The sequence below is a fragment of the Gemmobacter caeruleus genome, from assembly GCF_008271655.1.
Taxonomy (GTDB): Bacteria; Pseudomonadota; Alphaproteobacteria; order Rhodobacterales; family Rhodobacteraceae; genus Gemmobacter; species Gemmobacter caeruleus.
The window spans coordinates 20998-33140 of the sequence record NZ_VKKX01000055.1 but is presented as its reverse complement, the minus strand read 5'-3'; the positions used below and the strand labels follow the sequence as shown (position 1 = coordinate 33140).

Below are 12143 nucleotides of genomic sequence, written 5' to 3'. Positions count from 1 at the left end.
TGATCATGAACATTGGTGAAGCGGCAAAGGCCTCGGGCGTGTCGGCCAAAATGATCCGCTACTACGAATCTATTCGCCTTATTCCCACCGCAGGGCGGACCGGATCAGGCTACCGCGTCTACTCTCCGACTGAAGTGCAGATGCTGCGGTTCATTCGTCGGTCCCGCGACCTTGGCTTTTCGGTCGAGAAGATCGAAGAGCTTCTGGCACTCTGGCGCGACCGGACCCGTCAAAGCGCGGATGTGAAACGCCTTGCGACGGACCAGATCGACGGCCTCGAACGGAAGGTGCGCGAGATGCAGGCCATGATCGACACACTGCGCCACCTAGCCGACGCATGCTGCGGCGATCACCGGCCCGACTGCCCAATCCTGGCTGACCTCGGGCACGGGGTGGAGCATGGATCTGATTGCACGACACAGCAGAGCGGCAAAGCAGTACCGGTGCAGCATTTTCACTCCCGGTAGTCAGTTGACTTCGCGGGGGTTCGGCGCAAAGCTCTCATTGTTTGGTGTTCAAGGGGCGCAGAGTCCTGGAACTCAATCGGGAATGAGGAAGGGCGGACCCAATTGCGGCGCCCAAGGCCTCAGCCGCCCCCGCGACTGTATGCGGTAGCGGTCCTTCATCGTGCCACTGGGCCAATGCCCGGGAAGGCGAAGGACTGTGTTAATCCGCGAGCCAGGAGACCGGCCAAGCGATGGCGCAACCCTAATCCCGTCGGGTGTGACGGGCGGAGAACCTTCATGTCCACCAGAATCCTGTCCGCCACAGCGGAGCAATCGAAGAGCCAGTTCGGACCAATCCTGACCAGCGCGCTTATTGGCGCAGTGCTGATCTTTGCCGCTGGTTTTGCTTCGCCTGACGCATTGCACGCTGCAACGCATGACACACGTCATGCGACCGGTTTTCCCTGCCACTGACGTTTCTGTATAATCGACATGACAAAGACCTTGCTGTCCGGCGGGGTAATCGCGGGTGCCATCGCGGGCCTCGTGGCTGCCGTTTTTCAGTTCTTTCTCATCCAACCCCTGATCGTCGAGGCTGAACGGTATGAGACGGGCGAACTCGTTCTGATCGGGATCGAGAGCAACAAGCCCGACCCTGCACCTAACCCGCTAGAAACGCCCGGCCATGATGCGCAGGGCGCGGAAAATACGGACAACTTGCTTGTGCGCAATGGCTTGACGGTCCTGACCCTGATCCTCACCTGGGCGGGCTTTGGCCTGCTGGCCGGAGCCGGCCTGACCGCGTTCCGGGCTCTGCCCGGCGGCGGGAGGATCCCGGCCACAGCCCTCGGCCTTATCGGCTTTGCCGTCCTGTCCCTTGCGCCTGCAATCGACCTTCCGCCCGAACTGCCCGGAATGGAGGCAGCGGAACTGGCGGACCGGCAACTCTGGTGGGTTGCGACTGTCGCGATGACGGCTGCCGGCATTTTCTTTGCTGCGGGGTTGCGGTCCTGGCCCGGGCGGCTCGCGGGCCTTGCCCTGATCCTGGCACCCCACCTTTTCGGAGCGCCCTTGCCACCCGTTTCTGCCCCGGCAGTGCCGCCCGACCTTGCGGCGCTCTATGCGGCGCGCGTGCTAAGCGTGAACCTGATCGGTTGGCTGGTGCTGGCCATCGCACTCTTGCGGCTTTTGCCGGAAGCAGGCGCGAAGGCCGATGCTGACGGTTTGACGGAGCCGGGGTGAGAGAAGGCAACCTAGGCTGCGCGTGCACACCACATGCGAAATCTTCCCTGCCCGGTCACTTCTCGAATCAAACCTCGCGCCTGCATCCAGGCCATGTTCCGCTGAACGGCCGCGCGACTGGCGCCGGTGATTGCCTCGGCCATTGGGGCGGAGACAAGGGGCCATTCGGTCAGAACTGCGCGCAAGGCTGGGGGCGTTTTGCCCGAGAGCGTGACCATCTCGGTTTCGGACCGCGCTGACCAAGCCTCGATGTCGTCAAGGTGCCGCATCGCGGTCCGGCTTGCTGTCTCCATCCCGTCGAGCCATCGCACCAGTCGGTCAGCAGCAGTGCCACCGGCGCGCAGCCCGCCTGCCCCGCCCATGGCGAGAGGGGCAAATATCGCTCCCCTGCCCTCTCCGGTCGCAATCCGCGCGGCCGTGACAGCCGCTTCCATCCGGTCTCCGTGCTGCCCGAGACCCGCCAAACTCCAAATGTGAAAGCCCATGCAGGCACGGCTGATCGGGTGCAGGTCGGCAGCTTGCGCCATCAGGTCCAGCCAACCGCCCGCGCGATCCGCAAAGGGCTCCGCCTCATCCGCCAAGTTCTCGGGGTCACGACGATCCACAAAAGCGGCCAGGTCCACCTCCGGCCTTGGCCCCCCTATCAGGCGCCGAACCGCCCATCCGACCCGCGCCAGGGCGACACTGTCGTCCTGCACGCCAGACAGGCGCAGGGCGATCCAGAGCGCCAGTCGATCCGGCCCGATGCGGTCGCCTGCGAACCAGCTTAGGTCGGCCGCTTCGATCAGGGCGAGCCTGTGGCGCCAGCCCTCAGGCCCCCTCCGCAACCGCTCGTCCAGCCCACCGAGCCGACCTGCGACATGGGCGAGCCGCGCGGCATTGTCCGCCTCGGCTTTGCGCCAGTCGTCGAGGATCGCAGTCTCGCGGGGTTCGCCCCTTGGGTTAGGCGGCAGATCGTCGGGCTCGTCTTCGATCGGACCGGGCAGGAACCACAGATCATCTTCGGATCTCTCCTCGACCTCTTCTACCCAGGTCAGGGGCTCGTCAAAACTATCATGTGGAGCAGATGCTTGCGGCTTCATATGTGCAAAATACGTACATTTTGCACTTTACTCAATGGTTTTCTCGAACTGCGTCTGCGCTCCTTACATAGCACGCGCGCGCGACTGCCTGCGAGACCACTCTGATCGCGCACAGCCTGAGGAAACCAAGGGCATTTCGCGGACCTCGGCCGTAGAGAGCGCCCTTGCATCCGTTTACAAACGGTCGTTTATTAGTAGTATATGAAACTGCAAACGGCCTGTTTTGATGCCCCTGATCGGCTATGCGCGCGTCTCAACCGAGGATCAGACCCCCCTGCCCCAGTCGCAGGCCCTGAAATCCGCAGGCTGCGTCGAGATCCACGAGGAGCAGGCCTCGGGCGGGAACCGCGCGCGGCCCGTGCTGGCGCGGGTGCTGGAGCGGATCGGCAAGGGCGACACGCTGGTCGTCGTGCGCATCGACCGTCTGGCGCGGTCCCTCTCGCATCTCCTCGAGGTGATCGAGCGGTTGGAGACCAAGAACGCCTTCTTCCGATCGCTCATGGACCCGATCGACACGTCCTCGCCGCAGGGCAAGTTCACCCTCCAGGTCCTCGGCGCCGCAGCTGAGTTTGAGCGCGCCCTGATCCGCGAACGAACCAAGGCGGGGTTGGCCAGCGCACGAACCAAAGGCCGGGTCGGCGGCAATCCGGGCCTGCGCGCCCGTGATCCGGCCGCGCTGCGCAAGGTGCGGCTGGCGCGGCAGGACGGCTACATGGAGCGGCTGAATGAGACGGCGCAGGACTGGGTTCCCCATGTCCGTCGCCTGCGCCCCAACTTGGCCTGGGAAGACGTGGTGCGCATCGTCAACGGCCCCCTGCCCCGCGAGCGCCAATGGACGCAAAGCCGGCTTTTGCGCGCCGTTAGCGCCTACGTCCGCGACGGCTTTCTGCCCGAGAGTGTGCTCGCCCGCGCCGACCGCCGCGAGACCGACGACCGCCTGCCCGCCATCGTCGCCGCCATCAAGGGCGCGGCCCCCGACATCACGCTTCAGGCGATTTGCACCCGGCTGGAGGCGATGCGCGAGCGCACGCCCCGCGGGCGGACAAGCTGGCAACCCTCCTCGGTGAAGATGCTGCTGGAGCGCGCCGAGAGGCTTGGCTTGCTGGGTTGAGCGAAATAACCTTGCAAATCTTCCATGACGTGGAGTAATTGCAAGGTATGTATCATCGCCATGCTACTCAGACCGTTCAATCCGCCCTCGACGCTCAAGCGGCTGTTGTCCTCTTGGGGCCTCGGCAGGTTGGTAAGACCACCCTCGCCCTCGAGATAGCTGGACAACGCCCATCCGTGTACCTTGATCTGGAACGCGACGCAGATCGACGGGTCCTGACAGAGCCCGATCTGTATCTGGACGAACAGGTCGGCAAACTCGTCATCCTTGATGAAGTCCAGCAGATGCCGGACCTGTTCAAGACCCTCCGCGGACAGATCGACATGCGACGCCGCAAGGGGGCCCGTACAGGGCAGTTCCTCCTGCTTGGATCTGCATCGAATGTGCTTCTGCACCAATCGGCCGAGTCCCTTGCCGGGCGTGTTCGCTATATCGAAATGTCGCCACTCCTGCTGGACGAAGTCGGCGAGGATAGAATGAACGACCTGTGGCTGAGAGGCGGTTTCCCGGACAGCTTCCAAGCAGATAGTGACCAGAACAGCCTGACCTGGCGCGAGGATTTCCTGCGCACCTACCTCGAACGCGATATCCCTGCCCTTGGGCCGCGCATTCCGGCTGCTACGCTGCGCCGCTTCTGGACGATGCTGGCGCATGCGCAGGGTGGACTGCTGAATGCGAGCGCGCTTGCCGAGGGCTTGGGCGTCTCAGGCCAGACGGTGGGACGATACCTTGATCTGCTCGTCGACCTTATGTTGGTCCGGCGCCTGCAGCCTTGGCATGAGAATGCGGGCAAGCGCGTCGTCAAGTCGCCAAAGGTCTTTGTCAGGGATAGCGGCCTCGTCCATGCCTTGCTTGGCCTTGGTTCGCTGGAAAGCGTGCTGGGGCACCCGGTGGTCGGTGGAAGCTGGGAAGGGTTCTCCATCGAAACCCTGATCGCCGCCGCGCCAGTAGGGACCGAACACTTCTTCTACCGGACTGCAGCGGGAGCCGAGCTTGACCTTGTTCTGCGGCTTCCCGGGAATGCGATCTGGGCCATTGAGATCAAGCGCACCACAACACCCAAGGTGTCGCGTGGTTTCCACCTGTCAGTCGATGACATTAAGGCCGACCGGAAGATCTTGGTCTATGCCGGTGAACAGGATGTGCCGGCAGGTGACGGGCTAAGAGCAATGCCTTTGGCCACCGCCGTGGAGCAGTTGCGCAATCTGTAGAGTTCTCAACGTGCGTCGAAGACCCGTCACAACGCTGCGCCACGTCTCCCTCAGCAAAGGACAGCCCACCCTCCCCTCTCAGACAGTGGCCCTTACCGGCTTTGAGCATCATCGCGGTCAAGGCGCTGGTTGGCGGGCAGTCGGCCGCGGAACTCTCGCAAACTGTCCAGCACCTCGTGGGTGCGCGGCAAGCGATGAACCCGCAGAACATCATGCTCACGGATCAAGCCTATCCGGTCACCTTCCACCAGCCCGAGCTCTCTGACCAGCTTTACAGGCAGGCGCACCGCCAGGGAGTTGCCCTATCTCTCGACCTTCATCCTGACCTCCCGCGACCACTAACGTCGAGAAGGCTACATCCCCATGAACGCCAGAGAAAGCTTGGCCAGCGAGTCTCACTGTGCTTGTGCTTGCTGTACGCTCAGACACTAGATGTGGAAAAGGCTTGCGCGAATCTGGTCGGGCAGGCAATAGTCTCGAAAAATACCGCGCGGTCACATAAAAATCGCGCCCACGGATCGAGCAGGGCATGACCGAAATAGACAAAGATCTAGACATCGCCATTGGCCACTACGCCGAACTCTTGGCGTCGAACCTGCACGCACAACGCGCCGCGCACTTTCCACCCGACGCGAAGAAGGTGATGCGCAGCTTGACGAGCGGTGAGGCGGCCGAGCTGCTCGGTGTCGATCACACCTACCTTCGCAAACTTCATCGGGAAGGCAAGATCACAGACGTCGAGACGACGGCCGGCAGCCATCGACGCTATACCCTCGACGATGTCTGGGAGATCAGACAAAGCCTCGAGGCAAATGCCAAAAAGCCAGGCACCTATGTGCCGGGTCGTCGGAGCGGCGATGAGTTACAGGTTGTTTCGGTTGTGAACTTCAAGGGTGGGTCGGGCAAGACAACAACATCAGCGCACCTTGCACAGAGACTTGCGTTCAAGGGCTATCGGGTGCTGGCAATCGATCTAGATCCGCAGGCGTCCTTGTCCGCCTTGCATGGAATTCAGCCTGAACTGGATCTCATGGAAGGCGGGACGTTGTACGACGCGGTCCGTTATGACGACCCTGTCCCTGTTTCCGAGGTGATCAGGAAGACCTACATCCGTGGCCTGGATCTCATTCCGGGCAATCTTGAGCTCATGGAGTTCGAGCATGAGACCCCGGCCGCGATCCAGCGTGGCGGTGCCCGCGCATTCTTCGCAAGGGTCCGTGATGCACTCGACAGCGTCGAAAGCGACTATGATGTCGTCGTGATCGACTGCCCTCCGCAACTGGGCTTCCTGACCATGTCCGCCCTATCCGCGTCCTCCGGGGTCCTGGTGACCGTCCACCCGCAGATGCTTGACCTCATGTCCATGTCGCAGTTCCTGCGGATGACGGCTGACCTGCTGGGTGTGATCCGCGATGCAGGTGCCAACCTTCGGTTCGATTGGCTCCGGTTCCTGCCGACCCGCTACAAGGTGGGCGACGCCCCACAGACCGAGGTGATCGCCTTCATCCGCGGACTCTTCGGGCGTTCGGTGCTGACCAACCACATGGTCGAGTCGACGGCGATATCGGATGCCGGGCTGACCAAGCAGACCTTGTATGAGGCGGACAAGAAGGACTTTACGCGTCAGACCTTCGACCGCGCCATCGAGTCCATGAATGCCGTCAACGATGAGATCGCAGCGATCATCCAGAGCACGTGGGGACGCAATGGCAAGAAAGCCTAAACTGGGACTGCCCTTGCAGACCTTGCGTAATGCCCCCGACGCTCTTGAAGGGCGCAGGCTGCGGGGCGGCGTGTTCGAGATCGAGCCTGACCATGTCGAGACCGTGGGCAGGCTGGATGACCGTCTCCAAATCGAGATTGCTGGGCTGAAGGCATCGATCTCCAGAAGCGGCCAACGGGTGCCGATCCTCGTACGACCTCTCGAAGGGGAGCGCTACAGCCTGATCTACGGACGGCGTCGACTTGAAGCCTGCCGGGAACTCGGGATCAAGGTCCGTGCGATCGTAACTGAAATGGACGGGGATCAGGCGCTTCGGGATCAGCTGCTCGAGAACCAAGAACGACGTGACCTTAGCTTCATCGAACGCGCGTTGGTCGCGGCGGCCTTGCTCAATGGCGATCATCTGGGAGAGGCGGAACGTACCAACAAGGGCGTGGCGGAGGTTCTGGGCCTCACCGAAGCTGGTGTGTCGCAGCTGTTAAGCGTCGTCCGCGCGGTTGGCGAGAGCCTCGTCCTGGCGATCGGTGCTGCGCCAGGTATCGGCCGGCCTCGTTGGGAGGAGCTCAAGAAGTCATTGGGCGATGCATCTGTGGACCGCGAGAGTCTCGCTGTAGTGGCGGCAGAGGCCAGGTCTTCTCACTCAGGTGGCCCTGACGAAAAGTCGGACGCCGCGTTTCTTGCCGTCCTTGCAGCAGTAGTGCAGGCAGTGCGACCGACCCGCCCATCAAGTCCCCGAGGGGCACCCAGTGTGACCATTCCGGGTGTCGGGGCTGCAACCATCGCGACAGGGCGCCGCGGCCAACAGTTCAAGCTCGAGCTGAAGGCCGAGGACAGAGATTTTGTCAGCTGGCTTCAGGGTAAGGCCCCGCAGCTGATCGCCGAGCTTCACGAGCGCTGGAAGCGCAAGGAAGACTGAGGAAGAGCAACAAGCAAAAAGGAGGCACGAGACAGGCAGAAAAGAAAAAGGCCCCGAGAAGCAAGCTTCACGAGACCTTTCTTAGGTTTCGCACGGGACCAGCCCGCTACAAAACTCAGTTTTCGCACCTCTGAATGTAGCGATCTGGCCCCTTTCCCGCAAGCGCAAAGCGATTCGCGGGCCAGGGAAATTTTGCCTTCGTGAATGACATCATGGAGTACACACCGATTTCGCCGTTTATGCGGCCGATCTCGCACGCCCATCTGCGCGTGGTCGAGCGTCCTGAGGCGTCTGTTCCGGGCAAGCCCGTCAACAAGTGGGAGCTCCTTCGCGAGCTGTCCAAGGCGCAGGCGGCCTTTGGGGTTTCCGAACGCGATCTGACCGTTCTGCAGGGGCTTCTCAGCTTCTTTCCGGATGATGCACTTGGCGGGAATACCGAGATGGTCGTCTTCCCGTCGAACAAGGCAATCTGCGAGCGGCTGAACGGCATGCCCTGCTCCACGATGCGCAGGCACATTGCCCGTCTGGTGGATGCTGGCTTGCTCATGCGCCGCGATAGTCCCAACGGCAAGAGGTATGTTCGCAAGCACGGCGAAGAGCGTGTGGCTTTTGGCTTCGACCTCTCGCCACTCTACGGCCAATCCGAAGAGGTTGCACGGGCCGCAGAGGCTGTGCGTGAGGCCGAGGACCGTGTCCGGAGACTGCGGGAGGTCGTGAGCCTCATGCGGCGCGATCTTGCTGCCCTGGCGGAGTTCGGAGAAGAGGTCCAGCCAGGCCTCGGCCTCTGGGATCAGTTTCGCGACAAGGCTGTTCTCACAGCGCGCGCCCTTCGCCGCAAACTCACGCTCGAGGAGCTCTCAGCATTTCGCGCCGACCTTGAAGCCCTTCTCGACCACGCACGCAATGTCATTGATGGTTCTGAAACAGAAGAAATGAACACCAATGGTGCCAATACTGAGCGCCACCACCATAATTCAAATAAAGAATCTATAGAACTTGAACCTGCCTTAGAGGAAGGCGGGGCGGCGGCCGGCGCGCCAGATGTTGAAACGGATGCACCTGGTGCTGACGTGGAAGAAGCAGACACAAGACGCGTGCCAAAGATCCCGCTCCATCTGGTGATCGCGGGCTGCCCGTCGCTTAAAACCTTCTACCAGGGCGATATCCGCCACTGGCATCAGCTTTTTGACGCGGCTTGCCATGTACGGCCGGCCATGGGGATCAGTGCTTCCGCTTGGGAAGAAGCGCAACGGTTCATGGGGCCCGAGCAGGCGTCGATCGTTGTTGTCGCCATGCTGGAACGCTTTGCCGACATCCGATCGCCCGGTGGCTACCTCCGTGCGCTGACATCGAAGGCTGCGGCGGGCGAGTTCTCCTGCGGGCCGATGGTCATGGCACTGATGTCCCGGCGAAATGCTGCATAACAGCTGTTAAGTCTCTTGGAGCGATCATCAAGTTCGGCGCGACTTTACAGCTGTTAAGTCACGCGGCAATGGGTCGGTAGCCGAAGAGAGGGAAAGGTTGGGCGTTTGAAGGGTGACGGGAAGTGAGATCGGGAGAGTGGCTTCCGGCGCCCGTCGTGGAGAAGAACTGATGGCGAAACTTGCCCAGAAAATCACCCTGTCCTCCTCGCGAGACATCCCCTTCGACAAGCTCGTGCTGAGCCAGTCCAACGTCCGGCGCATCAAGGCGGGCGTCTCCGTCGAGGAACTGGCAGAGGACATCGCGCGCCGCGGACTGCTGCAGGGCTTGAACGTCCGGCCCATGTTCGATGCCGGTGGTGTCGAGACCGGGATGTTCGAGATTCCGGCCGGTGGTCGTCGCTTCCAGGCGCTGTCGTTGCTGGTGAAGCAGAAGCGGCTGGCGAAGACCGCGCCGATTCCCTGCATCGTGCGGGATGCGGCGTCGGAGATCCTCGCCGAGGACGACTCGCTCGCGGAAAACATGCAGCGCGTTGCCCTGCACCCGCTCGACCAGTTCCGCGCATTCCAGGCTCTGCGCGAAAAGGGTCAGGGGGAGGAAGCGATTGCGGCAGCCTTCTTCGTCACGCCGCAGATCGTAAAGCAGCGCCTTAAGCTCGCCTCTGTGGCCCCTGCCCTTCTCGAAGTCTATGCCGAGGATGGCATGACGCTGGAACAGCTCATGGCCTTCACGGTGAACCCGGATCATGCGCGTCAGGTCCAGGTCTGGGAGGCGATCAAGAACTCTTGGAACAAGGAGCCCTATGCCATCCGGCGCATGCTGACCGAGACCTCGGTCCGGGCCTCGGATCGTCGCGCCGTCTTCGTGGGTGTTGATGCCTATGAGGCGGCGGGCGGTGTCGTGCTGCGCGATCTCTTTCAGGGCGATGACGGCGGTTGGCTTGAGGACCCTGCCCTGCTCGACCGGCTCGTCAGCGAGAGGCTTCAGACTGAGGCTGAAGCACTTGCGGCCGAGAGCTGGAAGTGGATCGAGGTGGCGACCGACCTGCCCTATGGCTACAGCCATGGCCTGCGGCGTCTGGCCGGTGATCCCGCCCCGATGACCGAAGAGGAAAGCGCGGCCCACGCGACGCTCCTCGCCGAGTATCGTGCGCTGGAGGAGGAATACTCCGGCCAGGACGAATACCCCGAGGAGATCGACGCTCGGCTCGGTCAGCTGGAAATGGCGATGGAAGCGCTCGAGCAGCGGCCGCTGATCTACGATCCGGCCGAGGTCGGGCGCGCGGGCGTCTTCGTCACGCTTGATCGGGACGGCAGTCTCGCGGTCTATCGCGGCTATGTCCGGCCCGAGGACGAGCCGCGCGAGGAGACCGCGGTTAAGGATGCCGATGGCGCGGATGTCATGGGGCAGGGGGGTGATGTCGGTGTTTCCAGCTGGAAACCCTCGGGGACCTCTGTCGGCGGCACCGTCATCACTTCGGGCGGTCAGGCGGTCGGCGCGGATGCATCCGATGAGGAAGATGACGGTGGGCTGAAGCCGTTGCCCGAGCGGCTGGTCATGGAACTGACGGCCCACCGGACCCTCGCGCTGCGCGAGGCCATCGGGCGGTCGCCCGACGTGGCGCTGACGCTCCTGCTCCTGAAGTTGGTGACGGACACCTTCCGCACCTCCTCTGCCTCGGGGAGCTGTCTCGAGGCCTCGGTGCGTCACGTCTACATGTCCGCGCAGGCGCCCGATCTCAAAGACAGCATCGCGGCCAAGCTGGTCGACGAGCGTCACGCCGCTTGGGAGACCGATCTGCCCCTCGGCGATGATGGGGCGCTCTGGGACTATTTGACGGTCCTCGACCAGGGCAGCCGTTTGGCGCTCCTGGCGCATTGCCTCAGCTTCGGCATCAACGCGCTCCATGAGAAGGTGAACCCCTATGGGTCGGGCATCTCCGCCAGCGGTCTGACTCGTCGCATGGCGCATGCCGACCTCTTGGCTCGCGCTGTCGATCTCGACATGGTCGAGGCGGGCTGGGAGCCCACGGTTGATGCCTATCTTAACCGTGTGCCCAAGGCCCGGATCCTCGAAGCCGTTCGTGAGGCGAAGGGGGAGGGGACTGCGCAGCTTCTCGATCACCTGAAGAAGGGCGAGATGGCGACTGAGGCCGAACGGCTCCTCAAGGGCAGCGGCTGGTTGCCCGAGGTCCTGCGCCGCGCTGATCTGGCGGTGGACGACGGCGAGGAGATTGCAGAAGGGCAGGGGGAGCACGCGGGTCAGCCCGAGGAAGTCGATCTCCCGGCCTTCCTGACGGCCGATCTGCCGGACAGCGATGCGTCGATGATGGCGGCAGAGTGATCTGAGCCATCCGGGGGCGGGAAAACCCGCCCCTATCTCACAAAACACAGCAATTTCAATATGATGAATGCGAACGCTCGCATTCGGGATGAGGAATCATGTCTGCAACAACCATCATCGACACAGCCCCTCTGGGGGCACTGATCCGCTACACCGACGGCAGTCCCAAGCCGCCGGCACGGTTTACCAAGAAGCTGGCAACCTGGGAGCGCTCGAACGGGGTCGGCCGTCTTGTGAAGAAGGAACCGCCCCGAGCCTATCCGACCTGGACCGCACCGGCCGCCTTCACGCTGCATGAAGGGAACTTCTCCTCCGACGGGGTCATTCTCGTCACCATCATGCGCAGCCATTCGGCGGATAGCCGACTGATCTTCGAAGTCGCCGAGGAACCGAAGCCCGGGCAGGTGCGCGTGCTGCTGGATTTCGGTGGCAACACCGAACTGCTGCATCTGGCAGAGTCCGTCACCGCGGCCGAGCTTTGGATCGCACGGGAAGGCTATCGTAACGCGCGGCTCGAGATCGTCGATGCCGAGGGCGGCGATGGGGCAGGGGGCGCAGACCTAGCCGCCTGAGCCCTGACAATGCGTGAGGGGCCTACCCATGGGCGGGCCCTTCACCGACCACATCAATCTCGTCCCGCGATGCCG

12 protein-coding genes and 1 riboswitch are annotated in these 12143 nt (G+C 62.7%); of the genes, 10 read left to right on the top strand and 2 right to left on the bottom strand.

The features are described 5' to 3' along the window. Positions 1-5: 5 nt before the first annotated feature. The 3 genes from cueR to FOA17_RS19260 all read left to right on the top strand — a co-directional run bounded on the left by cueR (position 6) and on the right by FOA17_RS19260 (position 1688). Positions 6-467: a Cu(I)-responsive transcriptional regulator gene (gene cueR / locus FOA17_RS19270; RefSeq protein ID WP_051294570.1), complete on the top strand. Its 462-nt coding sequence runs from the start codon at positions 6-8 to the stop codon at positions 465-467. Positions 468-492: 25 nt separating this feature from the next. Further along, positions 493-709: riboswitch (cobalamin riboswitch) on the top strand. Between the two features lie 34 nt (positions 710-743). Then, a complete protein-coding gene (locus tag FOA17_RS19265) occupies positions 744-920 on the top strand; it encodes a CbtB domain-containing protein (protein WP_084450957.1) in 177 nt (58 codons plus the stop codon). Between the two features lie 30 nt (positions 921-950). Continuing rightward, positions 951-1688: a CbtA family protein gene (locus FOA17_RS19260; RefSeq protein WP_161630530.1), complete on the top strand. Its 738-nt coding sequence runs from the start codon at positions 951-953 to the stop codon at positions 1686-1688. An 11-nt stretch (positions 1689-1699) separates the two neighbouring features. Here the strand turns inward: FOA17_RS19260 and FOA17_RS19255 are convergent, their stop codons facing one another. Then, complete coding sequence (locus tag FOA17_RS19255; protein WP_149143139.1) at positions 1700-2770, bottom strand: hypothetical protein; 1071 nt, start codon at positions 2768-2770, stop codon at positions 1700-1702. Between the two features lie 226 nt (positions 2771-2996). On the opposite strand from FOA17_RS19255, the gene FOA17_RS19250 reads away from it, so the two are divergent. Further along, complete coding sequence (locus tag FOA17_RS19250; RefSeq protein WP_149143138.1) at positions 2997-3881, top strand: recombinase family protein; 885 nt, start codon at positions 2997-2999, stop codon at positions 3879-3881. 47 nt (positions 3882-3928) lie between these two features. Beyond that, complete coding sequence (locus FOA17_RS19245; RefSeq protein WP_149143137.1) at positions 3929-5092, top strand: ATP-binding protein; 1164 nt, start codon at positions 3929-3931, stop codon at positions 5090-5092. A gap of 92 nt (positions 5093-5184) precedes the next feature. Here the strand turns inward: FOA17_RS19245 and FOA17_RS19240 are convergent, their stop codons facing one another. Further along, positions 5185-5385: an AbrB/MazE/SpoVT family DNA-binding domain-containing protein gene (locus tag FOA17_RS19240; RefSeq protein WP_338029129.1), complete on the bottom strand. Its 201-nt coding sequence runs from the start codon at positions 5383-5385 to the stop codon at positions 5185-5187. A 236-nt stretch (positions 5386-5621) separates the two neighbouring features. Between FOA17_RS19240 and repA the strand changes: the two genes are divergently transcribed. The 5 genes from repA (at position 5622) to FOA17_RS19215 (ending at position 12068) form a co-directional block, all read left to right on the top strand. After that, positions 5622-6815, top strand: coding sequence for a plasmid partitioning protein RepA (gene repA, locus FOA17_RS19235; protein WP_149143136.1), 1194 nt, complete (start codon positions 5622-5624; stop codon positions 6813-6815). After that, positions 6799-7731 (top strand): plasmid partitioning protein RepB, encoded by a 933-nt coding sequence (gene repB / locus FOA17_RS19230; RefSeq protein WP_149143135.1) that lies wholly within the window; start codon positions 6799-6801, stop codon positions 7729-7731. Before repA ends, repB begins: the two co-directional genes overlap by 17 nt. A 212-nt stretch (positions 7732-7943) precedes the next feature. Then, complete coding sequence (gene repC / locus FOA17_RS19225; protein ID WP_149143195.1) at positions 7944-9155, top strand: plasmid replication protein RepC; 1212 nt, start codon at positions 7944-7946, stop codon at positions 9153-9155. Positions 9156-9324: 169 nt separating this feature from the next. Next, on the top strand, positions 9325-11496 hold the full coding sequence (locus FOA17_RS19220) for a ParB/RepB/Spo0J family partition protein (protein ID WP_149143134.1): 2172 nt from the start codon (positions 9325-9327) through the stop codon (positions 11494-11496). Between the two features lie 98 nt (positions 11497-11594). Beyond that, complete coding sequence (locus FOA17_RS19215; RefSeq protein ID WP_149143133.1) at positions 11595-12068, top strand: hypothetical protein; 474 nt, start codon at positions 11595-11597, stop codon at positions 12066-12068. The last annotated feature ends 75 nt before the right edge of the window (positions 12069-12143 follow it).